This is a genomic window from Ramlibacter monticola (assembly GCF_016722785.1).
Taxonomy (GTDB): Bacteria; Pseudomonadota; Gammaproteobacteria; order Burkholderiales; family Burkholderiaceae_C; genus Ramlibacter; species Ramlibacter monticola.
Genome location: NZ_JAEQNE010000007.1, coordinates 187,552 through 213,462 on the forward strand (window position 1 = coordinate 187,552; position 25,911 = coordinate 213,462).

Annotated in this window: 26 protein-coding genes; 10 read left to right on the forward strand and 16 right to left on the reverse strand. The window is 62.5% G+C overall.

From position 1 onward, the window contains the following. Window positions 1-149: 149 nt before the first annotated feature. From JJ685_RS23485 to JJ685_RS23520, 8 genes are all read left to right on the forward strand, one after another. The gene (locus JJ685_RS23485; RefSeq protein WP_201676788.1) at window positions 150-953 is read left to right on the forward strand and encodes a glycosyltransferase family 25 protein; all 804 of its coding nucleotides are present in this window, start codon (window positions 150-152) and stop codon (window positions 951-953) included. After that, window positions 950-2,236: a glycosyltransferase gene (locus JJ685_RS23490; RefSeq protein ID WP_201676789.1), complete on the forward strand. Its 1,287-nt coding sequence runs from the start codon at window positions 950-952 to the stop codon at window positions 2,234-2,236. The genes JJ685_RS23485 and JJ685_RS23490 overlap by 4 nt, the downstream gene beginning before the upstream one ends. A gap of 7 nt (window positions 2,237-2,243) precedes the next feature. Continuing rightward, the gene (locus JJ685_RS23495; protein ID WP_201676790.1) at window positions 2,244-3,479 is read left to right on the forward strand and encodes a hypothetical protein; all 1,236 of its coding nucleotides are present in this window, start codon (window positions 2,244-2,246) and stop codon (window positions 3,477-3,479) included. Next, a complete protein-coding gene (locus JJ685_RS30500; protein ID WP_408015491.1) occupies window positions 3,376-4,119 on the forward strand; it encodes a glycosyltransferase in 744 nt (247 codons plus the stop codon). The genes JJ685_RS23495 and JJ685_RS30500 overlap by 104 nt, the downstream gene beginning before the upstream one ends. A gap of 5 nt (window positions 4,120-4,124) precedes the next feature. Continuing rightward, window positions 4,125-4,706 (forward strand): WcaF family extracellular polysaccharide biosynthesis acetyltransferase, encoded by a 582-nt coding sequence (locus tag JJ685_RS23505; RefSeq protein WP_201676792.1) that lies wholly within the window; start codon window positions 4,125-4,127, stop codon window positions 4,704-4,706. 54 nt (window positions 4,707-4,760) lie between these two features. After that, window positions 4,761-5,615: a glycosyltransferase family 2 protein gene (locus JJ685_RS23510; protein ID WP_201676793.1), complete on the forward strand. Its 855-nt coding sequence runs from the start codon at window positions 4,761-4,763 to the stop codon at window positions 5,613-5,615. After that, window positions 5,612-6,502 (forward strand): polysaccharide pyruvyl transferase family protein, encoded by an 891-nt coding sequence (locus JJ685_RS23515; RefSeq protein ID WP_201676794.1) that lies wholly within the window; start codon window positions 5,612-5,614, stop codon window positions 6,500-6,502. The genes JJ685_RS23510 and JJ685_RS23515 overlap by 4 nt, the downstream gene beginning before the upstream one ends. A gap of 89 nt (window positions 6,503-6,591) precedes the next feature. Beyond that, a complete protein-coding gene (locus tag JJ685_RS23520; RefSeq protein ID WP_201676795.1) occupies window positions 6,592-8,037 on the forward strand; it encodes a lipopolysaccharide biosynthesis protein in 1,446 nt (481 codons plus the stop codon). Window positions 8,038-8,311: 274 nt separating this feature from the next. On the opposite strand, the gene JJ685_RS23525 is transcribed toward JJ685_RS23520, so the two are convergent. From JJ685_RS23525 to JJ685_RS23585, 13 genes are all read right to left on the reverse strand, one after another. Continuing rightward, complete coding sequence (locus tag JJ685_RS23525; RefSeq protein ID WP_201676952.1) at window positions 8,312-8,398, reverse strand: hypothetical protein; 87 nt, start codon at window positions 8,396-8,398, stop codon at window positions 8,312-8,314. 128 nt (window positions 8,399-8,526) lie between these two features. Continuing rightward, a complete protein-coding gene (locus tag JJ685_RS23530) occupies window positions 8,527-9,033 on the reverse strand; it encodes an IS66 family transposase (RefSeq protein ID WP_201676796.1) in 507 nt (168 codons plus the stop codon). A 58-nt stretch (window positions 9,034-9,091) separates the two neighbouring features. Next, window positions 9,092-10,227, reverse strand: a protein-coding gene (locus tag JJ685_RS23535; protein WP_236599224.1) for an IS3 family transposase whose coding sequence is annotated in 2 segments (ribosomal slippage) — window positions 9,092-9,978 and window positions 9,978-10,227 — 1,137 coding nt in all. Because the reading frame shifts where the segments join, the coding sequence is not laid out codon by codon here. A 5-nt stretch (window positions 10,228-10,232) separates the two neighbouring features. Beyond that, a complete protein-coding gene (tnpB, locus tag JJ685_RS30505) occupies window positions 10,233-10,616 on the reverse strand; it encodes an IS66 family insertion sequence element accessory protein TnpB (protein WP_408015489.1) in 384 nt (127 codons plus the stop codon). A 16-nt stretch (window positions 10,617-10,632) separates the two neighbouring features. Beyond that, window positions 10,633-11,022: a transposase gene (locus JJ685_RS23545; protein ID WP_201676799.1), complete on the reverse strand. Its 390-nt coding sequence runs from the start codon at window positions 11,020-11,022 to the stop codon at window positions 10,633-10,635. A gap of 684 nt (window positions 11,023-11,706) precedes the next feature. Further along, window positions 11,707-13,965, reverse strand: a complete 2,259-nt coding sequence (locus JJ685_RS23550; RefSeq protein ID WP_201676800.1) for a polysaccharide biosynthesis tyrosine autokinase — start codon at window positions 13,963-13,965, stop codon at window positions 11,707-11,709. 81 nt (window positions 13,966-14,046) lie between these two features. Next, the gene (gene fcl / locus JJ685_RS23555) at window positions 14,047-15,006 is read right to left on the reverse strand and encodes a GDP-L-fucose synthase (RefSeq protein ID WP_330901830.1); all 960 of its coding nucleotides are present in this window, start codon (window positions 15,004-15,006) and stop codon (window positions 14,047-14,049) included. Next, window positions 15,003-16,130: a GDP-mannose 4,6-dehydratase gene (gmd, locus tag JJ685_RS23560; protein ID WP_201676801.1), complete on the reverse strand. Its 1,128-nt coding sequence runs from the start codon at window positions 16,128-16,130 to the stop codon at window positions 15,003-15,005. Before gmd ends, fcl begins: the two co-directional genes overlap by 4 nt. Before the next feature lie 156 nt (window positions 16,131-16,286). Next, the gene (locus JJ685_RS23565) at window positions 16,287-17,747 is read right to left on the reverse strand and encodes a mannose-1-phosphate guanylyltransferase/mannose-6-phosphate isomerase (RefSeq protein ID WP_201676802.1); all 1,461 of its coding nucleotides are present in this window, start codon (window positions 17,745-17,747) and stop codon (window positions 16,287-16,289) included. Window positions 17,748-17,754: 7 nt separating this feature from the next. Next, window positions 17,755-18,120: a VanZ family protein gene (locus JJ685_RS23570; RefSeq protein WP_201676803.1), complete on the reverse strand. Its 366-nt coding sequence runs from the start codon at window positions 18,118-18,120 to the stop codon at window positions 17,755-17,757. A 27-nt stretch (window positions 18,121-18,147) separates the two neighbouring features. Beyond that, window positions 18,148-19,041, reverse strand: a complete 894-nt coding sequence (gene galU, locus JJ685_RS23575) for a UTP--glucose-1-phosphate uridylyltransferase GalU (RefSeq protein ID WP_201676804.1) — start codon at window positions 19,039-19,041, stop codon at window positions 18,148-18,150. A 180-nt stretch (window positions 19,042-19,221) separates the two neighbouring features. Further along, window positions 19,222-19,779, reverse strand: coding sequence for a hypothetical protein (locus JJ685_RS23580; RefSeq protein ID WP_201676805.1), 558 nt, complete (start codon window positions 19,777-19,779; stop codon window positions 19,222-19,224). Between the two features lie 103 nt (window positions 19,780-19,882). Next, window positions 19,883-20,854, reverse strand: a complete 972-nt coding sequence (locus JJ685_RS23585) for a Bug family tripartite tricarboxylate transporter substrate binding protein (RefSeq protein ID WP_201676806.1) — start codon at window positions 20,852-20,854, stop codon at window positions 19,883-19,885. Between the two features lie 136 nt (window positions 20,855-20,990). On the opposite strand from JJ685_RS23585, the gene JJ685_RS23590 reads away from it, so the two are divergent. Then, on the forward strand, window positions 20,991-21,398 hold the full coding sequence (locus JJ685_RS23590; protein ID WP_201676807.1) for a hypothetical protein: 408 nt from the start codon (window positions 20,991-20,993) through the stop codon (window positions 21,396-21,398). A 21-nt stretch (window positions 21,399-21,419) separates the two neighbouring features. Here the strand turns inward: JJ685_RS23590 and JJ685_RS23595 are convergent, their stop codons facing one another. After that, a complete protein-coding gene (locus JJ685_RS23595) occupies window positions 21,420-22,478 on the reverse strand; it encodes a CDP-6-deoxy-delta-3,4-glucoseen reductase (protein WP_201676808.1) in 1,059 nt (352 codons plus the stop codon). 45 nt (window positions 22,479-22,523) lie between these two features. Here JJ685_RS23595 and JJ685_RS23600 point away from each other — a divergent pair, with 45 nt between their 5' ends. Continuing rightward, entirely contained in the window at window positions 22,524-23,450 is a 927-nt protein-coding gene (locus JJ685_RS23600; RefSeq protein ID WP_201676809.1) for an SDR family oxidoreductase, read from the forward strand. 9 nt (window positions 23,451-23,459) lie between these two features. Here JJ685_RS23600 and JJ685_RS23605 read toward each other — a convergent pair whose 3' ends face one another. Beyond that, the gene (locus JJ685_RS23605; RefSeq protein ID WP_201676810.1) at window positions 23,460-25,601 is read right to left on the reverse strand and encodes a hypothetical protein; all 2,142 of its coding nucleotides are present in this window, start codon (window positions 25,599-25,601) and stop codon (window positions 23,460-23,462) included. Further along, window positions 25,598-25,780 carry a hypothetical protein gene (locus tag JJ685_RS23610; RefSeq protein ID WP_201676811.1) on the reverse strand — a complete coding sequence of 61 codons (183 nt, stop codon included), beginning with the start codon at window positions 25,778-25,780 and terminating at the stop codon, window positions 25,598-25,600. The genes JJ685_RS23605 and JJ685_RS23610 overlap by 4 nt, the downstream gene beginning before the upstream one ends. Between the last annotated feature and the right edge of the window lie 131 nt (window positions 25,781-25,911).

The following is a 25,911-nucleotide window of genomic DNA, read 5'->3' on the forward strand; positions in this document are numbered from 1 at the left end:
ATGCGTCGCAGGCGCTGTGTAGAAATCGACTTTCAGATCGACACCAAGGAAGTTGAAGTTCCGTCGCGCTGCCAACAGATGTCATATGAATACGGAAACCGACGCTCCGGTTGAGATTCGACGAGGGTTAACAGGATGAGGGGTGGAACTTGAATTCGAAGCTTCTGGTGGTTTCTCTTAAATCGGCCGTAGGTCGACGAGAGCAGTTGAAGCGGACATTCCCGGCGATGTTCCCGCTCTTCGAGATTGTGGAGGCAGTCGACGGGTCAAAAATCTCGTCCGTAGACTATTTTCGCGCAATCACGCCGTACTTCCAGTCTAGCCGTGATGTCATGAGCCCCGGAGAAGTAGGTTGTTCCCTTAGCCATATGAGGTGCTACGAGGAAGCCGTAAAGGCAAATCAGCCTGTGTTGGTGCTTGAGGATGATGTCACAGGAACGGATCAGGCGTTGCGTGAAGCCGCACAACTTGTCTCCGAGCTCGCTCCCAATGAGCTCCTATTCCTTGGTGGTCAGAACGGCCTCAGCAGCGTCCGACACATAAGAGGCCGCCCCTGCCGCGTCGCTGCGCCTGCGGCAGGGCGGGTATACCGAATCCATCCAATTACGTATCGTTATCTGTGGCGCACGTGTTGCTATGGGGTCGGTCCCGAGTTGGCGAAGCATCTTCTTGAAAGCCAGCAGGGAATGCTGAGAAGGGCTGACGAATGGCACGCTTTGCTCAAGCATTCCAATGCGCTGGTATCGTATGTTGACCTAATCGATCATCCGCCTGAGGAAACAGGGAGCACGTTGTTGTCCGACAGAAATTCGTTACGTCGACGAATCAGCTTGCCTGCTCTTCTTGGGCGACAACTTGGCACCCGCGCAGCGGAGATGACTCACGCTATGCGAGCGCGCGTGCTTGGGCTTAAGAAGATTGCGCGCCCTTCATCCGATACGGTCGTTTCATGAGTCTCACTCCATTGTTGTTGTCGCGCTCGGATTCGAAAGGTGGTGCGGCACGCGCGGCGTTCAGATTGCACAAGGCGCTGCGGATGGAAGGTATACCTTCTCTCATGCGTGTTGACCATAAAGGAACGGACGATTGGACAGTGGCAGCCAGCTCGGGCGTACTCGGGCGCGGAATGGCCATTGCGCGTCCGGCACTTGACCGAATAATGCTGAAGCTTCAACGTGCAGGTGCCGGGCATCGGTCACCATCCGTCCTCAGCGCTGTAAAGGCTGAGGCTCTTAACCAGTGCAATTTCTCGGTTCTCCATCTGCATTGGGTCTGCGGCGGCTTTTTGTCCATAGAGCAGATCGCGAAGATCCGAAAGCCAAAAGTTTGGACCTTTCACGATATGTGGGCGTTCTGCGGCACTGAACATTTAGCACCTGATGACGCAGCTCGATGGCGTCGAGGCTATAGCAGTGGCAACAAGCCAATTGGGCATCGCGGAATTGATATTGATCGATGGACATGGTCGCGAAAGCGGAGGGCTTGGCAGCAGCCATTTCAACTGGTCGCTCCCAGCGCTTGGATGGCTGATCGGGTCGCAGAAAGCGCACTGTTTGCGGGTTGGCCGGTTCGCGTGATCCCTAATGCGCTCGATGCCAACGTCTACAAACCGGTAGACAGCGCATTGGCGCGGGAAATAGCTGGCATCCCGAATGACGACTGGGTCATTCTCTACTGTGCACTGGGAGGCGGATCAGATCCCAACAAGGGGTTTGATCTGCTGAGTGAAGCTCTACATCAATTAGTTCAAAAACATCCTTCGCGAAAGATCCGTTTGATTTGTGTCGGGCAGAGTGAGCCTCAGCAGGCCGGCGGCTTTCCCTGTCCGGTAGAGTGGATGGGGCATTTGAGCGACGACATAGCCATGGCGTTGGTTTACTCTGCGGCTGACGTCGTGGTGGTTCCGTCGCGACAGGAGAGCTTTTCGCAAACCGCCGCTGAAGCGCAAGCCTGTGGCGTCCCTGTTGTGGCGTTCCGAATCGGGGGACTCAAGGACGTCATATCCCACGCAGAATCCGGCTACCTAGCCGAACCTTTTGACGCGACTGATTTTGCTCATGGATTAGGCTGGGTACTTGGTGATCCCACGCGTCGGAGGACCCTGGGGATGTCTGCCCGGCGCCGTGCAATAGAAAAATTTAGCTATCCCGTCGTTGCCGCCCTGCATGCAGATCTGTATGAGCAAGTGATAGCGAGCGCGGACCATGGTTTGCAGCGGCAGTATGGGGCGTCTTGAGGCATCGGTGCGCACCCTTGAATATAAATCGAGCGTATTCGCGACCATTGCTGTTGCCGCCGCCCTCTGCGCGCTGCACCTCGGCATCAACGAGTATCTATCGACTCAGTTTGCCGGGTTCGCCTTACTCTCAATGCTAGCCGTCAACTTGAAATTTGAGCGGCTGGTGCGCTTATACGCTCCAGGTGTTGCTGTCCTGGTCCTCTTAGGAGCGGGATACATTCTTGCTGACCACGAGCTAAATACCGTGCTGCGTAGCCTGAGAATGGGAGTCGTTATGCTAGTCCTGTTTGCCGCGCAGCTCGCCATGCCCCCTTCAGCAGCGAAGCGTCTGGGCGGCCATGCGTTCTCAGGACTTTTCCTTGCGATTCTCGCGTCATGTGTTTTGGCCGCTGGCCAGCTAGTCGATTCACTATACCTCAATCGTGGCCTGTTCGACATCCCGCAAAGATTCTTTGCGATCGACTACGGGACAGTTTTTTCTGAGCAGCGCGAGTGGCTATCTCAAGCAGGGTATCTCATCCGGCCGAGTGCGTCCTTTTCCGAGCCGAGTGCATTAGTGGCGCTTGGCTTGGTGGGGATTGTTGCATCATATTCGTACTCGAATCGGATTCTTCGTTGGCTCTCATTCTTGGCAATCGCTCTCTCGATGTCGTTAAGTGGGCTACTATTTGGGGTCTTCATCACCATCACAGAGCAAAGACGTCAAGCTCGCATGGGGGCCTTATTGCCGAGCCTTGGGGTGTTCGCCATTGCGGTCGCGATTTTGCTGTACAGCCCCCTCTTGAGCACTCGAATTATCAGCGTCGTGTCGGGAGAGGACGCCTCCGCGGCAGTTCGAATTTTCGAGCCCGTGAGACTCATTTCCGAACTGCTTAGGCGGAATTGGTTTTTTGGCGCCAGCGAGGGGGCGCTTCGCGCGCTATCGCCGAATGGTGCGGGGGTGTTTGATAACTGGATGCTGAACCAGCTAATGTTTTACGGCGTCCTTGGTGTCGGCTTCATATGGCTGGCCTTTGTGGTCGTGCCTCGACGCCTCTGGCATCTGGTCATCGCCTTTGCGTTCCTTAATGGCGAGCTTTTCTATTATGATCGACTTCTTCTCCTATGGATTTCTTGTTTGGTGATTGCGGGTGGAAATGATAACTCCAAAGGTCACAATCGTAAGCGTCACTTACAACAATATTTCGGGGTTGCGAAGAACCGCGAATTCTGTGCTGACCCAAACATTTGGAGAGTTTGAATGGCTTGTAATCGATGGTGCGTCATCAGATGGAACAGTTGAATTTTGCCGTCTGCTAGGGCCTGCCTGCTTGTGCATATCAGAGCCCGATAACGGCATCTACGACGCAATGCGGAAGGGATTAGAAAAGGCTTCCGGTGCGTACGTTGTGTTCCTTAACGCTGGTGATGAATTAGCCGGCCCTAATGCCCTAGGGGAAGCAGTTGAGCACCTGGATGGTGCTAACGTGGTCTTCTTCTCAACGCTCATCCGAGGTTTTGGGGGCGATAGGTTGCGGCGTCCAAGGCCGCTTTCTGCTGCAACCTATTCGGTCCCTGCGATTCAGCAATCTACATTCTACAATGTGGAAATCCTGCGTGGGCTTCAGTGGCCTGTCGACTACAAGATTTGTGGTGACTACTTCTTGGCTGCGCAACTTCTGCGGCAAGGGTGTACCCACCGTTCTATTCCCAAAGTAGTGTCTATATTCGCGCTAGGCGGCGTGTCTACCGGGTCCTTTTTGAGGCTCGCTTCCGAAGCATGGGCTGTTCAAGATCAGGTACTCGGATTGGGATTGCCTGTCCGAATAACGTCGGCGTGCAGACGGGTGTTAACGGGACTGGCGGTGCTTGTGACTTTCAGTGTCCTCGGTCGACGGTGAATGGCATGCCTCAAAAATTGCGGCATTTTCGTGTTCCAGAGGGTTTTCGAGGGCGAAGCAAGGTCGAAGTTCAATTGTGGTGGATTGTTCAGGAGACGATCTTTGCGTGGTCTCCGCAATTCGCTTATCCGTTTCGCGCTTGGCTGTTGAGGCGGTTCGGCGCCACCGTGGGTCGAAGAGTATTGCTGCGACCGTCAGCCAAGTTTACATACCCTTGGAAGATTACCCTCGGCGACGATGTTTGGGTCGGAGATAATGCCGTCCTATATAGCCTAGGTGAAATCACCGTTGCAAGCGATTCCGTCGTCTCTCAGGGGTGCTATCTCTGTGCGGGCGATCACGACTATCGCGTGAGCTCGTTTCCCATCCGCGCGCGACCGATTACTGTCGGTTCAGGGGCCTGGCTCGCTGCAGACGTATTTGTTGCGCCAGGGGTTAAGATTGAAGACGGCGTTGTGGTCGGTGCGCGAAGTTCCGTTTTCTCGGATCTTCCCAAGAATTACGTCTGCTTTGGAAGTCCGTGCAAGCCCGTGAAACCACGGGAATGCGTAGACGTTGATTTGGACATTGGGTGGGGCCGCCAATGAAGGTCTATGCTACGCAAAATCGCTGGCAATGTGTCGAGGCCTGGGAGCAACTCGGTGAAAGCTGAAATCTGCGCGAGCTTGATTCTTGCCACGAAGAATCGAGCCTCGGGACTCGAGAGAGCTCTGGCTTACGTGCTTGGAATAAAAAGCAAGCGACCCTTTGAAGTCATTCTAGTCGACAATGGCTCGTCGGATCGCACGCCAGATGTGTTGAATGAGTTTGCCGCCCGGTTTTGCGGGCGTACTACTTTACTTACCTGCGTCCGCCCTGGAAACTCTGCTGCGCGAAACGACGCGATCCGTGTTGCAAATTCAAGTCTTCTCATCTTCATCGACGATGACTGTTATGTGCGCCCGGGTTTTATCGATGCCTGGGTTGATGTTTTTGCAGACCCGCGGATTGGGTTTGGAACTGGTTCAATTGAGCGATTTAATACTGAGCATTCCCCCCTCGGGTGTAGGCCTGTTCATTCCGAGCGCGTGTATGCCTCTTCAGAATGGATTCCTCGGGGAGTAATTCAGGGGTCAAACATGGCATTTGCCGCTCGTTGTTTGACGGATATCGGCTCTTTTGATGAGCGCTTCGGTGCGGGCACTCCATGGGCCGGTGAGGACTGGGACATGGCCATTAGGGCTCTTCGGCACGGATGGAGGGGCGGACTCTTTCCAGGGCCGGTCGTGGCGCATGACCACGGGCGAGGCGAAGAAGACGCGCTTGACCGGCTTCAGTTCTACGACTACGGAGCCGGCGCGACATACGCCAAACACTTGGTCAGCGCCCAAGTTGCGCGAGTTGTACGCGCTTTTGCAGAGGACGCATGGCATGCACGAGTGCAGCCGGGGAGAGTTGGGGCGCTGACTCGGGGTGTGATGAGCTATTTTTTCAACGAAAGGTCCCATTCGGCGTGAGGCTCTATTTCTACAGAGGTAAATCTCCGAATTTTGGAGACGAGCTAAATCACTATCTTCTTCCGAAAGTATTCCCCGGTCTCTTCAATGACGACCCGAGTGCCATGATGCTCGGTATTGGCTCCGTACTGTTTGATCATCATCCTGCCGGTGTGGTAAAGGTGGTGTTCGGCTCGGGCTATGGTGGATATACGGCTCCTCCGGTATTGGACGAGACTTGGGATATATTTTGCGTGCGCGGTGACTTTACAGCTCGTACGTTAGGTTTGGACCCGAGCTACTCAGTCGGGGATAGTGGCATCCTAATTTACGATTACCGGAACCCAACCCGGACCAAGCAGCACAAGTTTTCCTTCATTCCCCATTGGGAGAGCCTCGAACGCGGCTGCTGGAAGGAGGCTTGCCGACTTGCAAATGTCCACTTTATTGACCCGACCGCACCGGTCCCCGAGGTGCTACATGCAATTGAGGCGTCGGAAGTTGTCCTTACGGAAGCCATGCACGGCGCGATTGTTGCAGACGCACTCCGAGTTCCCTGGGTGCCAATTCTTCCGTTTAGCAAGGCTCACCATGTGAAGTGGAACGATTGGGCTAGCGCGTTGGACGTTGATCTTAGGCCGCGCCCAATTCGTGCCTCCTCAGTGCAGGAACAGTTGGTGCGTTGGGGGCGAAGTGGCCGCCGCCTGGATGGCGTGACGGGATTACGCCGCCGGTTCCTTCAGACTTTAGACCGCCGCATGACAGAGCGGGCAGCGGAAAGCTTGGCCATGTTAACCAATGTCACGCCAAGCCTGAGTAGCGACGAATCAATAGAACGTGCTGTCGGTCGGCTTAATGAGCGTGCTTGTGCGATCCTGAAGAAATATGCCCCCCACATTCAGCGGTGACGGTTGGAGTCCTCAATGAATCCCCGAACTAGGCAGGCGGGCGGTGAGGCGCTGAAATGACAATATCCGGGCGCGTACGGTCCGGCGTAATGACGGTCGCGGCCGCTCGCGCTGTGGTGAACGTGCTGGCCACGCTTAGCACGATTTTACTCGCCCGATTTCTCACGCCAGAAGATTTCGGCTTGGTTGCCATTGCAATCAGCGTGCTCGCAATTTCCAACTCGCTTACAGAGCTGTCGTTGGTAAAGGCCCTCATTCGCGTTCCTGTAATTTCGGATGACCATCTAGCTACGGCGTTTACGCTTGAGGCGATTCGTTCAACTCTCTTGGGTGGCCTTCTTGCATCGCTGGCAAGCCCGCTTGCTTCCTTGTATGGTGATCGGCGGCTCGTCGCCATCATGCTGGTCATTGCATTGACGACCTTTATCGGTGGCCTGCTGAATCCAAAAATAGTGCTGTTCACGCGCGACATAGATTTCCGTGCTGAAATTGCGAGAAGCCTCACTGAGCGGTTAGTTGGGATCGTCGTTGGGATCGCCATTGCGGCGCTATATCTCTCGTACTGGGCGCTCGTGCTCGGACCTCTGATGGGTCGAATAGCCACTGTTGTGTATTCCTACATGCAAGTTCACTATCGGCCGCGCTTGTCTATTAGCAGGGCGAAGGAGATGCTGTCGTTTTCCGTTTGGCTGTCTCTATCGCAGATGGTGATAACTGCGGCTGTCAGGCTTGACGAACTGGTAATCGGATACGTGCTAGGTAAGTCCGTCTTAGGCAGCTACAGTGTTGGTGAGCGCTTTAGCTTGATCGCTGTCCGCGAGGTGTCAGAACCAGTAGCTACTACGCTCTTGCCTTCGTTCAGCAAAATTTCAGGTGATCGGCTGCGACTCGCCAGTGCGTATGGAAGGGCGCAGTCCGCACTATTCGCGATAGCGCTTCCCCTAGGCGTCGGCTTTGCCGCGGTTTCGGATCTGTTCGTGGCTGTGGTGCTTGGCCCGCAGTGGGCGGGCGCTGCATTAGTTATCAAGATCGCAGCGCCGGTGATGGCGCTGCAAACACTATCGTCCCAGGTTCAGCCGCTGGCATTAGCGCTCGGCGCGCCGAGGTCTATTTTCATTCGCGAAGTTCAATACCTTCTGGTACGAGTTCCTGTTGTGTATTTCGGCCTCTTCGCCTACGGGATCCCGGGCCTGCTTCTTGGCCGCGCTGTTGCCGGTGTGCTAGGCACGGTTTTGAACCTCTCATTGGCGCGGAAGTTGGCGGGTCCGGGTATACGTGCGCAGGTGTGGGCAAGCCGACGGACCTTTGCAGCCACTGCCATTATGGTGGCGGCAATCCTCACCTATGAAAGGCTTCTTGGGCACGTGCTTGCCGACAATCCCGTCTTGAACTTGGCGGGGACCGTACTGGTTGGGGCAATAGCGCATTGCGCGGCTCTCGCAGGCTTGTGGGTGGCCGAGCGGCGCCCTGCGGGACCGGAATCCGAGCTCGCGCAAGCCGTCCGACACCTAACGGGTAAAGTTCGCCTGCCATGATTCGCCACCTGTCGGATGCGACCTTGGTCGAAGGCCTCGAGGGGGCAAAGGTGGTCGCTTCTAATGGCCAACTGCGGAGCAAGCAGGCGCCCAGGTTCTGGTGCATGCGTATAGTCTTGGTGCGACGCGAAGGGGGGATCGAGGGTCGCAGCATCCTTGCCGCATCGATTCAGCAAGTGCATCTGCGCTCAAGCTGTGTCAGGAGACACGAGAAACTGACCCCCCATGTGTAAGCGGCTGGGCGCACCACCTTGACGGTCGCGAGCGGAGGCGATCAGTCCTGGGATTTCCAGCGATGCGGCAGCAGTTCGTTGAGGGCGCTGGCCGGATGCTCGGGTAGGCGCTGCAGGATGTCTCGCAGGTAGGCGTGCGGATCGCGCCCACAGAGCTAGGCGGACTGCACCAGGCTCATGACCATCGCGGCGCGTTGGCCGGCGAGTTCGCTGCCACAGAACAACTACGCCTTCCGGCCGACCGCCCAGGGACGTATCAGGTTTTCGATGTGGTGGTTCGAAACCGGCACTCGCCGTCGTCCAGGTTGCGCGTCAGCGCCGGCCAGTTGTTCAAGCTGTAGTCGATGGCCTTGGCCGTCGCGCCGCCGTCAGCCACCCGGGCACGTTCCAGTTGCAGCCACTCGTGCAGGTCCTGCCATAGGGGCTTGGCAAGCTCCTGGCGTGCGGCCAGGCGCCGCGGTGCGCCCATGCCCGCGAACTCGCGTTCGAGCCGCCAGATCCGCGCCATCCGTCGCAGGACCTCGTCGGCCACGCTGCTGCCGCCGCCGGCCTTGAGCAGTTCGTCACACTTGCGTCTGGCGTGCGCAATACAACCTGCCCCGGTGCGTCCGGGCCAGCTTTCCGGATCCAGGGCGCTGTCGTAGCCCGCGTATTCGTCGCGCACCAGCGTGCCCTGCCAACTTCGTCGGCCTCCGGGTCGGTCTTCGCCGCGCAGGAACTCGATGGGGTACTGCGCCCCGCGTCCCAGGCAGAAGTCGTACACCACTGACCTGCCCCCCTCCGCCGTACCAATCCAAGGTACGAAGTCCGGGGTTGAAAGGTTAATCGATTTGGCTGTTGACTAATTGGTCTTCCGCAGCATCGCCAGCTCGCTGGCGATGCTGCTCGGCGAACCTGGCCGGCGGAATGCGCCCAAGGCTGCTGTGTGGTCTGACCTCGTTGAAGTCCTGGCGCCAAGCGGCGATGGCAGCACGGGCCTGGGTCAGCGTTTGAAACCAGTGCTCGTTCAGGCACTCGTCGCGGAACTTGCCGTTGAAGCTCTCGATGTAGCCGTTCTGCATAGGGCGCCCTGGCTCAATGAGGAGGTGGCGGATGCCGTGGCTTTGCGCCCAGGCCATGAATGCCCGGCTGGTGAACTCCGGACCGTTATCGGTCCGCACGGCCAAGGGGTAGCCGCGGAATCGGGCCGCTTCGTCCAGCAGCCGCGTGACGTACTCGCCGGAGATGCCGAAGTCGATGCCGATCTGCACGCACTCATGGGTGAAGTCGTCCGCCACCGTCAAACACTTAATCCGCCGCCCGTTGGCCAGGCTGTCGCTGACAAAGTCCATGCTCCAGACCTCATTGACGACGCTGGCCAGCTGCAGCGGCACGCGCTCGGACACGGGGCGTTTGGCCTTCCTGCGCTTGCGAACCGACAGGTTGGCCTGCTGATACAGCCGCAGCAGCCGCTTGTGGTTCACCCCGGCGAAGTAGGGGCGCAACAGATCGTGGATGCGACGGTAGCCAAAGCGCCGGCGCACATGGGCGATCTCGATGATCTTGGCGCTCAGGGCCTGGTTCATCTCGCTTTCCTCGGGCGGGTGTCGGTAGCTGTCGCGGGCGAGCCCCACAAGACGGCAGGCGCGGCGCTCGGACAGGTGGAACTGATCCACCATGGTCGCGATCGTCTTGCGCTTGGCCTGTGGGGCTAACGCTTTACCCCGAAGACGCCTTTGAGCGCGTGGATGTCCAGGTGGGCCTCGGCCAGCAGCTTCTTCAGCTTGGCGTTCTCGCTCTCCAGCTCACGCAGTCGCTTGGCGTCGGGCACGTCCATGCCGCCGTACTTGGCGCGCCACTTGTAGAACGTGGCGTCGCTGAAGCCGCCCTTGCGGCATAGCTCCTTCACCGGTATCCCCGCCTCGGCTTGGCGGATGAACCCGATGATCTGCTCCTCCGTGAATCTGCTCTTCTTCATGTCCGTCATTCTCCTGGTTGACGGACTTCGCAAACTATCGGCTGGTAACGGCAGGAGGGGAGCAGGTCACCACGGCCGGCGTCGGGTCGAATTCGCCGCGAGCGTAGGCCCACACGTAGGCGCGCTTGGTCTTGCCCGCGCCCGGGTCGAGCATCGCTGTCAGTGGTCTTCCAATAATCCCCATCGGGCCAGCAGAACCTGCCTTGATTGAGCCGACGCACTGCGCACCACAGGCCGAAGCCGTCATGCACCAGCAGCTTCACGCGCGTGTGTCGGGGGTTGGCAAACAGGTATCCGTGGTGCGCCCTGGCCGCGCCGAATACTTGCACGACGTGCGCCAGCAGGCGCTCCGGGCCGCAGCGCAGGTCCACCGGGTGTACCGCCAGCACATCGCGTCGATGCGGATCACCGCAGCAGCTCGCCCAGCCATGCTGCGTACTCGCCAGCCGCCAACACCGGCCATGTCACGCTCACGACCAGAGCACCGCGCTTGATTTCCGCGCGGATCGAGTCGGCCGCTGCCGGCGCAGCGACCACGGCGGGTGGTGTGGCGGGCAGCGGCGCCGGCAACGCCAGTGCGACGAACTGCGGCGACGATGCGCTCGCGGCCTCTGGCGGGGCTGGGCGTTCCTCCTTGTACCCTCGGCCGCGGCGCCATTGGTGCATCAGGTTGGCGTTCAACGCGAACGACAGCGCCACCGCCGAAACCGACGCGCCAGGTTCGGCGCAGGCCGCCAGCACCTGGGCCTTGAACTGCTCGCTCTGCCGGCGGCGCGGCTTCTGATTGGCACGCATAGACGTCCATCAAACTTAGATGGACACCATCGTCGCCGTCCTGACCTCACGTCTCAAGGTGGGACGGCCAGCCGCTTACCCCCATGTTGCCTCAGGGAGGAATGTTACCGGGACGGTTCTGCGAGCGTAGAGGCTTGTTGTTCGTCATGGATTCGCTGGATCAATGAGCGGCCTGCCTCAGACCTCCACTTCTCCAGAGCTCGTTGAATCGTCCGGAGGTGTTTGTCTTCGAACGCGGCTTCAGGCGCGTGCGCCTGAAGCCGCTGGAGAACAACTGCGCCGGTAAGTGCCGGTTCAAACGCATACTGCGGTTTTCCAGCCGCCCGAGTACTCACGGTCAACAGCAATTGGAAACCTTCGATGAATTGCTGCGCGACCAACGCCTGAACGTCAACTGGGCGGTGTTCGCGGACCGAGGCGCGGCATACCTTGGCGGCTCAGCGGCGGGCGTACTACAACGAGATCCGTCCTCGCAGGCTCTTAAGGACCTCAGCCCCGGACCAGAAACAGCTGCCATCCGATTGCCAGTTGAACCTTCTGAGTGGCCCCCGCGCCCAGTTGGGCTTCCGAATAGACGTGCTGCAACACATTCGGGCTAGAGCCTTTTCAGGGCCGATGCAGGCGCCACGCGTAGTACTACACACCGAACCCGAAATCGGCACAATGGCGGCGCCTAGCATATGGCTAAACTTTCGCGCCCTCATACGCGTATTGCTGGTATCGATAGCTGTCATACCGGTACCCATATCGCCCGTAGTGCCGGCGATTTAGATCAAGCGCATTGAAGATCACTCCACTGGCCACCTTGCCAGCTTGAGATAAGCGTTTGCCGCTTTCCAACAGTTCGCCGATTTGGGTTTCCCCCGCGCGCGCGACAAGTAGCAACGTGCCCGCTTGGTGTGCGACATTGAGTGTATCCGCCGCTGCTAGGACCGGCGGGGTATCGATGATCACGATGTCGTAAGCATTGGAGAACTGCGCAAGCAATGAGGCCAGCGCGCTACTCATTAGCAGCTCAGCAGGGTTCGGCGGAAGCACGCCGGTAGTTAAGAGATCCAAGTGCGGCGCTACGCCTGGGTGAATCGCCTCTGCAGGGCTGGCACTTCCAGCTATAACTTCAGACAACCCACGATCGCGAGAGACGCCGAAGTAGTTGTTCAGGTAGCCCTTACGGAGGTCCGCGTCAATTAGCAGAACGCGCTTACCGGTACTGGCCACCACGGCCGCGAAGTTCGCAGACAAGAAGCTTTTTCCAACGCCGGGGGTCGGACCGGTAATCAAAACGCGGTTATTTGGGGCATCCAACATAGCGAACTGAAGGGCAGTTCGAAGACTCCGCATACTCTCGATAGCTGGATCTTGCGGTGAAGTGGATGCCAGTAGATGAGTACCCTTCTGCTTGCCCTTCACCTTTGCCACGAGCCCCTCTTGGCCTTTGCTCAGAGGTATTGTGCTATACACGCTTAGGCCGGTGCGTGCTTCAATTTCTTGAGCATTGCGGATGCCGCGGAGAAACGAACTGCGGAAAAAGGCGCCCAAAATGCCCCCAAACAACCCCAACACAGCTGCGAGAGCCAAAGTTATTCCTCGGCGCGGGCGGATGGGCTGCTTGGGCTGAACTGCTGCATCGATTACGCGAACATTGCCAATCTTGCCCTCGCGAATCAGCTGTAGTTGGAGGGAATTGTTCCTGAGTTGTTGGTAAAGCTCGTTATTTACCTTCACGTCACGCTCCAACCGGAGCGCGTCCTGCTGTACCGCGGGAAGGCTGCGGACCTTCGCATTTAGGGCATTAATCTCCTCATTCCAAGCGGCGATTTGCCCGTCCAGGGTAGTCACCAGAGGATGCTGAGGCGTAAATCGACTTACTAAGTCGCGGCGCTTCTGTTGCGCTTCCAGCAGTCTGGCTTGGAGCTCAACAGATCTGCTCAAAATCAGCTTCGCTTCTTCGTCAAGCGCAACCGTTCCCTGCCGATGTCGGTAGCTATTATAGGCCTCTTCTGCCTGATTCAGTTGCTTCTTAAATTGCGGCAGTTGCGTGTCCAAAAAGGCCAAGGTCTTCTGAGCTTCCGCAGCTTTGCGCTCGACATTCTGCTGAACGTATTGCCGGCCGATCTCATTCAGTAAACGCGCTACCTGAATGCGATCAAACCCCTCGAGACGCGCCTCAATGATGCCCGATTGCCTGCCCTTTTCTGAGAGTTTCAAGCCATCTTGTAGTCGTTCTATCGTTTCGACTCGGGAGTTGCTGACCAAATCGAATTCAGCGCCGGGAAGAGCGGTGATTTGAGTAACCGAAAGGGAGACCTTCCCTACGGGCGTCTCAGCTGCAAGCGGAGTGCCGACGGTTCCCGTAAGTACTCCGTCTAATTCGGGGTGGCTTAGAACAAAGGTGGTGGCGGAAGAGAGCCGCAAACGAAACTGTGTTCCCTCAAACAGTTCAGGGACGCTGAACTCCCCGACGTCGATGGTTTCCTTTCCCGCCACATAGCCGGGCAATCCAAAAAAACCAGGCTCCGACAATCCATTAGCGCGACCTGCGAGCCATTCCCCCACCAAAGGAAGGTATCGCGGCTTGGCCTGAATTTGCATGCGCGTCTTGTCGACCGCCTCACCAATGACCATACGCGAGCGAATAATCTCGATCTCCGCAATGGCGGGTGTTTTTAATTCAAAGAGTGCGCCAGCTTGACCCAGCAAGCTCCCAGCAGAGCCCGCCGAGTCTTCAACCTGGATCAACAGGTTAGCTTCGTACGTGGGTCGCGAAAGGAAGGCGACGGCGGCGCCTATACCGATTGCTAGGGAGGTGATGCCTGCAATGAGCCACCTATTGTCAACGACAATGTCCCAGTACTCTCGTACGTTCGCGTGGGTGTCCTCTTCCAGGATTTTAGTTTCAGTCGCAGGCCCGAATTGGCGCTGCAGTAGGTGGGGTGCATTCATGGCGCTGACGCGAATGTCAAAGTGTTTGGATGCGCCGTGTCGCATCCCGGGAGATAGCCGACGCTGGCCGTGCGACTTCCATCAGAGTCGGACTTCGCTCTGGTTCGCCAAGAACCAAGCATAAGATTGGCGAAGTCCTTCATGGAGTCCAATCCTCGCGGTCCAGCCGAGAGCGCGAAGGTTGGTTACGTCCATCAACTTCCGAGGTGCCCCGTCCGGCTTGCTCGCATCGAAAACGATGGTTCCATTAAAGCCGGTGACATCCGCAATAGCTTCGGCCAACTCCCGGATGGAGCAGTCCGCGCCCGTACCAACATTGATGTGCGACAGCATCGGGTGTGTGAACTCCCGATAACGCTCAACAGGCAGTTCCATGACGTGCACAGAAGCTGCTGCCATGTCGTCGACATGCAGGAATTCCCGCTTCGGCGTCCCGGTCCCCCAGATCGTCACCACCTCGGCTCCCTTCTGCGCCGCCTCGTGGAAGCGCCGGATCAACGCCGGGATCACGTGGCTGTTCTCGGGATGGAAGTTGTCGTTCGGGCCGTACAAATTCGTGGGCATCACGCTCCGGTAATCCCGCCCGTACTCACGGTTGTAGCTTTCGCATAGCTTGATGCCGGCGATCTTTGCCACCGCGTAGGGCTCGTTCGTCGGCTCCAGGACGCCGGTGAGCAGCGCGTCCTCCCGCATCGGTTGCGGTACCGCGCGCGGATAGATGCACGAGGACCCCAGAAGTAGCAAGTTCTGCACGTTCGTCAGATGCGCTGAGTGAATCACGTTGCACTCGATCATCAGGTTCTCGTAAATGAACTGCGCAGGGTATGTATTGTTGGCGTGGATGCCACCCACCTTGGCAGCGGCCAGGTAAACCTGCGAGATGTTGTGACTGCGGAAGAACGCCTCCACCTGTTCCTGGCGGGTCAGGTCCACCTCGTCGCGGGTGGCCGTGAGGATGTTCTTGTGACCCTTGGCCTCCAACTGCCGCACGATGGCGGAACCGACCATCCCGCGATGGCCGGCGACGAAGACTGCGCTCACGACCCGTTCTCCACGGACACCGGCACGTTGTAGCCGTGCGCGCGCAGCAGCGCGTGCCGCTTGGCTTCCAGCAGGTCCGATGCCACCATCTCGGCGCACATCTGATCGACCGTGACCTCCGGCGTCCATCCCAGTTCGCGCTTGGCCTTGGACGGATCACCGAGCAGGGTCTCGACTTCGGCCGGACGGAAGTAGCGCGGGTCGACCGAGACGACAACGTCGCCCACCTTCAGCGCCGGTGCATTGTTGCCCGTGATCGCGTCGACGATGCCCTTTTCCTCCACGCCCTTGCCCTCGAAGCGGATCCGCAGGCCGAGGTTTTCCGCCGTCATTCGGATGAAGTCGCGCACGGAAATCTGAGCACCAGTGGCGATGACGTAGTCCTTCGGCTGGTCCTGCTGCAGCATCATCCACTGCATGCGCACGTAGTCCTTCGCATGTCCCCAGTCGCGCAGGGAATCCATGTTGCCCATGAACAGGCACTTCTCCAGGCCTTGGGCAATGTTGGCCAGGCCGCGCGTGATCTTGCGGGTGACGAACGTTTCGCCGCGGCGCGGCGACTCGTGGTTGAACAGGATGCCGTTGCAGGCGTACATGCCGTAGGCCTCGCGGTAGTTCACCGTGATCCAGTAGGCATACATCTTGGCGACGGCATAGGGCGAGCGCGGGTAGAAGGGCGTGGTTTCCTTCTGCGGGGTCTCCTGCACCAGGCCGTACAGCTCGGAGGTGGAGGCTTGGTAAAAGCGCGTTTTCTTGTCCAGGCCCAGGAAGCGGATGCCTTCCAGCAGGCGCAGAGTACCGATCGCGTCCACGTCGGCCGTGTACTCGGGCGATTCGAAGCTGACCGCCACGTGCGACTGGGCGCCCAGGTTGTAGACCTCGTCAGGCTGCACCTGCTGCAGGATGCGCGTCAGGTTCGACGTGTCCGTCAGGTCGCCGTAATGCAGGATGAACCGCTTGTTATCGACGTGCGGATCCTGGTAGATGTGGTCGATGCGGTCCGTGTTGAACAGCGAGGCGCGGCGCTTGATGCCGTGCACCTCGTAGCCCTTCTCCAGAAGGAATTCGGCAAGGTAGGAGCCGTCCTGGCCCGTGACGCCGGTGATCAGTGCGCGCTTGGTCATTTTCTTACTTTGTGAACCCAGGATTATCGCGGTTGCGCAATGCGGGATTGGCATTGCCGACCGACGCGGTGGGAAGCTGTGGTAATCGTGAAGGTGGCCGAGGCGTTGCGGCGACAGCGCCGAACGCGTCCTCCTGCGAAGCCCCTCACCCGGTGCTCAATTGCTCTCGGCACTCGCCGGCGCGCGCCCATACGTGTCTTCCAGTCGCACGATGTCGTCTTCGCCCAGGTAGCTGCCGGATTGCACCTCGATCAGCTCGAGCCCGATCCTACCCGGGTTGCGCAGCCGATGCGTCTCGCCGATCGGGATGTACGTGGACTGGTTCTCGGTGAGCGTGAATGTTTTGCCGCCGCAGGTGACTTCGGCCGTCCCGCGGACGACGATCCAGTGCTCCGCCCGATGATGGTGCATCTGCAGGCTGAGCGAAGCCCCCGGCTTGACGCAGATCCGCTTGACCTGGAAGCGATCCCCGTTGTCGACGGAGTCGTACCAGCCCCAGGGGCGGAACACCTTGCGGTGCATGACGGCCTGGCTGTTGTTGCTCGCTTCGAGATCGATCACTACCTGGCGCACTTCCTCGGCGGCATCGCGCGCGGCCACCAGCACTGCATCCGGCGTGTCCACGATCAGCAGGTCGCTCACGCCCAGGGCCACCACCGGCCGATGGGGCGCGTGGATGAACGTGTTCTGGGACCGGACGGTGCGACCCGCGCCGACGACGCGGTTTCCCTCGGTGTCAGCCGGCGTCAGGTCTGCGGCGGCATTCCAGCTGCCGACATCGCTCCATGCGCCGCTGAAGGGGAAGACGACCGTGTTGCGGTGCTTCTGCATCACCGCGTAATCGATGCTTTCGGAACGGCTGGCCGCAAACTTGCCGGCATCCGGGCGAATGAAGGAACCGTCACGCACCGCGGCTTGGACCGCGACTTCGCACGCACCAAGGATGTCGGGGCAGTGCAGCAGCAGCGCGTCGAGCAGCGTGTCGGCGCGGCAGAAGAAGATGCCCGCATTCCACAGGTCCTTGCCTCCGAGGACCAGCTGTTCGGCCAGTTCGGCCGGCGGCTTCTCGATGAAGCGCACGACGCTACTGCCGCCGCTGGCGCGCGGCTCGCCTTGCTCGATGTACCCGTACGCGGTGCTCGGAAAGCTCGGCACCACCCCGAAGGTGACGATGGCGCCTTCCTCCGCGGCCGGCACCGCGCTCTTCACCAGCTGCGCGAACGCAGCGCTGTCAGGCACGTGGTGATCCGAGGGGCAGATCAGGAGCAGGTCGCCGGGGTGCGCCGCGAGTGCGGCGAGGGCGATCGCGGGCGCCGTATTCCGCGCGGCAGGTTCCAGGATCAGTTGACCGGCTCCGCCGGCGGCTTCCAGGTTCTCCTGCACCATGAACCGGTGCTCTTCGCCGCAGACCACCAGCATGTTGGCCGCGGCTTGGGGGCCCAATGCGGCGAGGCGCTCCACCGTGAGCTGCAGCAGGCTCTTGCCACCCACCAGCGGAATGAACTGCTTGGGGAACGCCTTGCGCGAAAGAGGCCACAGGCGCGTGCCCGAACCCCCGCAGAGGATCACGGGGCGGATGTTCGGCGGGGAGGAGAGCATTTCTTTTCTGGTGGTCATTCGTTCTTCAGTGTGAGGTCAGGGTCCTGGCCCAGACGAAGGTAGCGAGGAGGCCGGTGGCAGTGCCGGCCAGGTCGATCAAGCCATCTCTCAGCAGAGGGTGCCTCCCAGGCACGAAACTCTGGAGCGTTTCGGTGAGCAGCGCGAGGCCGATCGCCAGCGCAAGCACGCGAGCCGGCCACCATCGCCCCGCACCGTAGGCCGGAATGGCCGCGATCACCGCGAACATCACGAAGTGCGCGGAGGCGGACCATGGCCATGCGCTCCACAACTGGCCTTCGATCTCGGCCTTCAGGCTGCCTGGCATCGTCGTACCCACAAGCAGAAGCACTATCGCCGCCCCCAGGGCGGCAAACGGTCGTTTGAAAAGCATCGACTGAGGATACGCGAGCGCACACGGCTACGGAGCAAGTTGCCCCGAGCGAAGATAGTCACGGAAGTGCTGCCCCACTTCCGGATGCTCCAGCGCGAACTCCACCGTCGCCTCCAGGAATCCCTGCTTGGTCCCGCAGTCGTAGCGCTTCCCTTCGTACCGATAGGCATGCACGCCTTCGGTTTCGATCAACTGCGCGATGCCGTCGGTCAACTGGATCTCGCCACCGCTGCCGCGAGGCTGATTGCGGATCTTCTCGAACACGGAGGGCGTGAGCACGTAGCGGCCCGCAACGCCGAGCCGCGAGGGTGCGTTCTCGGGAGAAGGCTTTTCCACCATCCGCTGCACCTTGACCAGGCGCTCGCCTTTCGCCTCGCCGGCCACGATGCCGTACCGCTTCACGTGCTCCAGGGGCACTTCCTGCACCGCGATCACGGAGGTCTGGACCTGATCGAACGCCTCCACCAGCTGCGCGAGCACGTTCGGGCCGCCGTTGGCGCCCTTCATCAGGTCGTCCGCCAGGAGGACCGCGAAAGGCGAATTCCCCACCATGGGGGCCGCGCACAGCACGGCGTGGCCGAGCCCCAGCATGCGCGGCTGGCGCACGTACGTGCAATCCATGTCCGCCGGCGCCAGCGACCGCACCAGATCGAGCAGCTCCGTCTTGCGGCTGGCCTCCAGCTCGGATTCCAGCTCGTACGCGGTGTCGAAGTGGTCCTCGATGGCGCGCTTGTTCCGGCCCGTCACGAAGATCATGTGGCGGATGCCGGCGTCGTAGGCCTCTTCCACCGCGTACTGGATCAGGGGCTTGTCCACGATGGGCAGCATCTCCTTGGGCTGCGCCTTGGTGGCAGGCAGGAAGCGCGTGCCTAGGCCGGCGACGGGAAACACCGCTTTCTCGACTTTTGTGTACTTTTTCATTCGGGATGAACTCTGATCGACCGACGTAGATGTACCATGTTGTAATCCACGGTCGAGCAAAATGCACCTCCCCAAATGGGGGGCCAACCGGCATTTCAGGTCTTTTTCACCGTTGCCTGTCGTGCTTAGGCAACGCGCTTAAGCATCAGGAGGCGGCCAATGCCGTTTTCCTGATCGGAATCAGTACCGCCACTGCAGCCCGAGGCTGGTCGAGCGCACGTCACGCATTTCGCCGCTCGCGCCCCGGAAGTCGTAGCTGTCGAAGCCGAGCACGGCGGAGGCGCGGCGCGAGAAGTCCCAGCTCAGGCCGACGCCGTAGGTGAGGCCGCCGTCCGCGCCTGGCAGGGCAACCAGGCCGCTGCCGCGGCCCCCCACGGTGCCCACGCGCCCATAGACGCCCAGTTCGGAGAAGAAGCCCGGCTTGCCCACGACCGCGAGGCTCAGCCCTTGCGTGCGCGCCACTTTCAGGGTTGTGGCGGGTTCCTCGCCGGGGCCGATCTGCAGGCTGACGCTGCGGGGCGTCACGGGGCTGGCATAGAGCGGCACGATGGTCGAGGAGCCGCAGGCCAGGGAGAAGGGGCCGCACTGCAGTTGCGGCGTCACCGCCGCGGGTTGCAGCCCCAGCGCGGCGCCGCCTCCACGCCATCGCAGTGCCCCGTTGCCCTCCGGCTCCGCCCAGGCCGCCGAGACGGCGGCGAAGCCCAGGACCCACAGCAGGACATTGCGCCGAGACCACATCGCGGGCTCCCTCGTTTTGCTTGGTAGAGCCAATGTGGAGGGGCACCGCGACAGGGCGTGTCGGACAAGTCCCACACGCACTGTAGGCGCAACGGCTCAGCCGTTAATCGACCTTAGCACCCGAGGCCTTCACCACTTTTTCGTATTTGGCCAGTTCGGCCTTCATGAAGGAGGCGAATTCCTCCGGGCTGGTGGGCACGGGTTCGGCCATCAGCGTGGCGAAGCGCGTCTTCGCTTCCGGGGAGTTCAGCGCCGCCACGAAGGCGTGATTGAGCTTCTGGATGGCATCGCGCGGCGTTCCGGCCGGCGCCACCAGGCCCCACCAGGTGTCGATGGAGAAGCCCTTGAGCGTGTCGGCCACCGGGGGCACCTCCGGCAGGTTGGGCGAGCGCTTCAGCGTGGTCACCGCCAGCGCCTTGAGCTTGCCCGAGCGGATGTTGGGCGCGGCCGTCGCCAGGTTGTCGAAGTTGAAGTCCACCTGCCCGGAAAGCAGCGCCAGCTGCGCCGGGTTGCCGCCGTTGTAGGGGATGTGCACGGCGAAGAGGCCGGCGTCGCGCTTGAACATCTCGCCTGCGAGGTGGCCGGCGCTGCCGTTGCCGCCGCTGGCGTAATTGAGCTTGCCGGGATTGCGCTTGCCGTAGGCGATCAGGTCCGCGAGCGTCTCGATCTTCAGGCGCTGCGCCGTCTCCGCGTTCACCACCAGCACGTTGGGCACGCGGACCATCTGCGTGATGGCGGCGAAGTCCTTCACCGGGTCGTAGGGCATCTTCGAGAACAGCCACGGGTTGATGGCGTGGGTGGCCACCGCGGAGATGCCGATGGTCAGGCCATCGGGCGCGGCCTTGGCGACCGCGTCGGCGCCGATGTTGCCGCCGCCGCCCGGCTTGTTGTCGATGATCACCGTGCCCAGCGAGTCCTTCACGCGTTCCGCGAGCAGCCGGGCCGTGACGTCGATCGGGCCGCCCGCCGCGTAGGGGACGATCAGGCGGATGGGGCGACCCTGGGCGAAGACGGCGGGAGCGGCAGCGGCCGCCGCGGCTGCGGCCGAGGAGAGGAGGAGTTGACGGCGTTTCATGCCATCCATTCTCTCAAGCCGGGCAAACCCCGCGCCGGAGCGGGCTGACGCATCGCATCCGTGCGCTCCGACAAGCCGGCATCGGCGCACCGCGTTGAGTAGAGGCCCACACACCAATCCAGAAAGGAAAGACACCATGAAGATCCACGCCCTCCTGGTCGCGATGGCCCTGGCCGCCACTGGCACCGCGTTCGCGCAGTCGTACGGCACTTCCGGGTCCTACAGCGACAGCTCGGCCACCGCGAAGACGACCGAGGCGGCCCCGGCCAAGGTGCACAAGAACAAGGTCTCGGCCAAGGCGAAGAAGGACCACGCGCAGCACCACGCCAGCGCGACGCACCACAAGAACCACCACGAGATGCACACGAAGGCGGCGCACCACCAGCACCACGAGATGCATGCACGGGCCCACGCCGAGCATCACAACACGCACGCGATGGGCGCCGGCCCCTCCGGCCCGGTGACGGACCTCAACGCGCGGGGGCGGCAGGACCGGATCAACGCGGCCTACGAGGATTGGCGCAGGCTGCAGGCGCGGCGCTGAGCCACGCCCCGGGAAGCGGGCTCAGGCCTGCTTCCCGTGCTTGTCGGCCTCGCTGGTGAACGAGTCGGCGAAGAATTCCTCCGGCGGCAGCCTGCACGCGGCGGAGTATTCGGCGCGCGCCGAATCGACCACGATGGGCGCGCCGCAGGCGTAGACCTGGTGGCCCGAGAGGTCGGGGAAGTCCTGCATCACGGCCTTGTGCACGAAGCCCGTGCGGCCCTTCCAGTTGTCTTCGGGCAGCGCGTTCGAGATCACCGGCACGTAGTGCAGGTTCGGCATCTCGGCCAGGCGCTCGCGCATCCACGCATCCATGTAGAGGTCCGCCGGGCGCCGGCCGCCCCAGTAGAGCGTGGCTTCGCGCTGGATGCCCTTGAACTGCATGTGCTCGATCAACGCCTTGATCGGCGCGAAGCCCGTGCCCGAGGCCAGCAGGATCATGGGCTTGTCGGAGTCCTCGCGCAGGAAGAAGCTGCCGAAGGGCCCTTCGAGGCGCAGGATCTCCTTCTCCTTCATCGCGGAGAACACGTGGTCGGTGAACTTGCCGCCCGGCATGTGCCGGATGTGCAGCTCGATGCCGGGCCCGATGTGCGGCGCGTTGGCCATCGAGTAGCTGCGGCGCGCGCCATCGCGCAGGATGAATTCGACGTACTGGCCGGCGTGGAAGCGCAGCGTGTCGTTGGCCGGCAGCTGCAGCTTCACGATCATCACGTCGGGCGAGACCTTCTCGAGGGTCGTCACCCGCGAGGGCATCTTGCGCACCGGGAACGCGCTCTCGTCGGTGACCTGGCGCGATTCGAGCACGACGTCGGTCTGCGGCACGGCGCAGCAGGTGAGGATCAGGCCCTGGGCCTGTTCTTCGGCCGACAGGGCCTTGGCCTGGTGCGGCCCATGGACCACGGTGCCTTCGAGCTTGCGGCACTTGCAGGAGCCGCAGGCGCCGTCCTTGCAGCCGTAGGGCATGCCGACGCCCTGGCGGATCGCCGCCGGGAGGATGGCTTCCCCGGATTCGACGCTGAACTGACGGCCGCTGGGCTGGACGGTGATCTGGAAGGGGCCCGTGGGGGCCGGGGCGGCGGTCATGCTTTGGGTATCCTAGTGCGCTGTCGGTATCGTGCCGCCCCGATTTTGCCCTCAAACCAGACCCCCCTCGGCGCCTTGCCCGCGCGCTTCCGCCGCCAGCGCATCCTCGTGGTCGGCTGCGGCGACGTGGGGCTGCGCGTGGCCCGCGCGCTCCCCTCGCGGGTGCGGGTGCTGGGCCTGACGTCCTCGCCCGCGCGGATGCCGCAGCTGCGCGCGCAGGGGATCACGCCCCTGCACGGCAACCTCGACCAGGCACGCACGCTGGCCCGCATCGCCGGGCTCGCGGACCGCGTCGTGCACCTGGCGCCGCCATCCACCGAGCCCGCGCAGCAATGGTGGCGCGACCGCCGCACGGAGGCCCTGCTGCGCGCGCTGCGGCTGCGCGGCGCGCCGGCGGCGCTGGTGTACGCCTCCACCAGCGGCGTCTACGGCGACTGCGCCGGCGAGTGGGTGCCGGAGCACCGCCCGGTCGCGCCGCACACGCCGCGGGCGCAGCGGCGCGTGGATGCCGAGCGGCTGGTGCGCTTCTTCGGGCGCGGCAGCGGCACGCGCACGAGCGTGCTGCGCATCCCCGGCATCTACGCCAGCGACCGCGTGGGCGGCACGCCGCGAGAGCGGCTGGAGAAGGGCACGCCGGTGCTCGAGGCCGGCGACGACGTCTACACCAACCACATCCACGCCGACGACCTCGCGCGGGCGGTGCTGGCGGCGCTGTGGCGCGGCCGGCCGCAGCGTGTCTACAACGCGAGCGACGACAGCGCGCTGAAGATGGGCGACTACTTCGACCTCGCCGCCGACCTGTATGGGCTGCCGCGGCCGCCGCGGGTGCCGCGCAATGCGGCGCAGGAGTCGCTGCCGCTCGTGCTCCTGAGCTTCATGAGCGAGTCGCGGCGGCTGGACAACCGCAGGATGAAGCAGGAGCTGCGGGTGCGGCTGCGGCACCCCACGGTGGAGACCGGGCTGCGCGCCTGAGCGCCGCGGCTACTGCGTCAGGCTCGCCGCGGGCGTGAACGGCAGGGGCGGCGGCACCGTGCGCAGCTCCTGGCAGCGCCGCGAGAGCGCGTGGTGCAACTGCCGATGGCGCTGGGCGATCTCGTCCTCGTGCGCGGCGGCGGGCTGCGTGGCGAGCCGCTCGAGGCAGTTCTCGCGGCGCAGGTCCGGGCCGAGCGTGGCCAGGTAGCGCTCCAGCTGCAGCAGGCTGCTGTCCGCCGCGCGCGCCTGGTAGCGCTCCAGCTCCGAACGCAATTGCTGCCAGCGGGCCGCGGCGGGATCGCCCGCCATCCCCGGGCTGCCGAGGGAGAGCAGGGTTTTGGATTGCTGGGTGAGGATGTCCAGGCGCGTCGCCATGCGGGCCAGCGACGGCGCGGCGGGCGGCTCGCCGGCGCCCACCGTCTGGGCCACGGAGAAGGGCTCTCCCTGCCACCAGTTGAAGTCGTCGGCGCGCGGACCCTGCAGCGGCTGCTTCATCCAGTCCTCCTGCAGGATGGCGAGCCGGCGCAGCAGCTCGCTGTCGAGCGTGCCCACCAGCTTGTCGCCGAGGGCCGCGCCGCCGGTTTCCTTCAGCACCGACTGCAGCGCGAGCACCTGTTCGCGCTGCTGGCGGAAGGTCACCGGGTCGATCGCGGTGTGCACGTCGGGCGGCAGCGCGGCCTTCAGCGTGCGGAAGGCGCGCTGGTAGATCAGTTCGGACACCCGCGTGTCGATCACGCGCTGCACCACGGGCTGGGCCGGGCGCGGGAACGTGGGCACGATGGCGGCCACCGCTTGCTCGCGTTCTTCGGCGAGCGCGCGGGAGTCCTGGACCACCTTGGCCAGCGAGGCCGATTCGCGGCTGGAGCGCGCGCCGCGCGCGGCCTCCTCGCCCATGAACGAGGTCTTGAGCAGGGCGCCCAGGCCCTCACGTAGCGCCGCGCGCTCGGTCGACAGCCCGAAGCGCCCTTCGCCTTCCAGCCACACGATGCCCGGTTCGCCGCGGCTGCCGAAGGCCAGCGCGAACTGGCGGCGGAATTCGGCGAAGGCCTCGCCCGACTGGCTCTGCAACTGCTGCACCACTTCCGGCCCGAGCAGCCGGGTGCGCGCGATGCGCGAGAGCACCTGCTGGTAGGCGGGGCCGAGCTGCAGCGTGCCCTGTCCCATCCAGTCGTTGTGCCCCTTGGAGAGCAGGGCATGCTGGTCGTCCAGCAGCGCGTGCACCGCGCGATAGCGCTCCAGCGTGCGGTCGAAGGTCGCCGGCCTCACCGGGGTGTCGAACAGGCCGTTGCTGCGTTCCACGTAGCCCTGTTCCAGCGCGAACAGGTCGTTGGTGTTCAGGAGGCGCGTGTGCAGCGCGCTCATCGCCTTGCCCATGGCGCAGCGGGTGGCCCACTGCAGGCGCGTCTGCAGCAGCACGGGCTGCAGCTTCACCTCGTCGTCGGCCGACTGGAACATGCGCACCGCGCCGGCCAGCGCGCCGGGCAGCCGCTGGTCCAGCGTGTAGGCCACCAGCTTGCGCAGCTGCTCGGGCTCTCCGCCGCTGTATTGCAGCGAGAGGAAGGACTGCACCGCGTCGTCGAGGCGCTCCACGGCGGCGACGTAGTCGGTGACCGCGACGAATTCCGGCAGGTCCTCCGCCGATGCGGACAGCTTGCGATCCAGGTTCTGCGGTACCGGCGACTGGCACTCGCCGCCCGAATTCAGCTCGCCGGAGCCGCGCACCAGCGGCACGCCGGTGAGCTTGCTGGCGCGCGCGTGGAGTTCGCGGCGCATGGTCTCGACCACGATGTCGGCGAACTCGCGCTCGATGCGGTCCTGCACCTGCTCCTCGAGGTTGTCGAACGGGCGCCAGGACCCCGGCACGAACAGCGTCCAGAACGCGTCCTGCTGCAGGCGCTGCGTGGCGGACAGCAGCGCCAGGGCCTTGTGCCGGTACCACTCGGGATCGACCGCGTCGCGGCTTCGGACGCGCGCGCGGAACTGCGCATCGGCATTGAGCTGCAGCAGCGTGCGCGAAAGCTCCTGCCGCCAGCTTCCGAGCTGGATGGCGGCCACCGCGACGCCGAGCCCCCACAGGCCGACCAGCAGCCAGCCGAGCGTGAGCGCCGCCGCGGAGGGCGAGGCGAAGCGGGATCGCAGCCAGGCCTTCATCGCTGCCCTCCCGGGGCCGCCGCGGCCGGGTTCAGCAGTTCGCGCACGGGCCAGGTCTGCCAGACCCACAGGGCCTCCGACAGCGCCAGCAAGGCCAGCGCCACGGCAAGCAATCGCAGCCACTCGCGCCAGCCCGCGCGGACGGGCTGCTGCGTGGATCCAGGTACTTCGGCCGACATCGCTTCCCCCCATTTCGTGCCGGTTCGCCAGCACGCGCGCGGACGGACATCTGCCGCGCAGCTTGCAAGGCTAAGGACTGCTGCCCGCTTCCCTGTCAGGAATTCTCCGGAGGCCGTGTCGGACGGGGCTG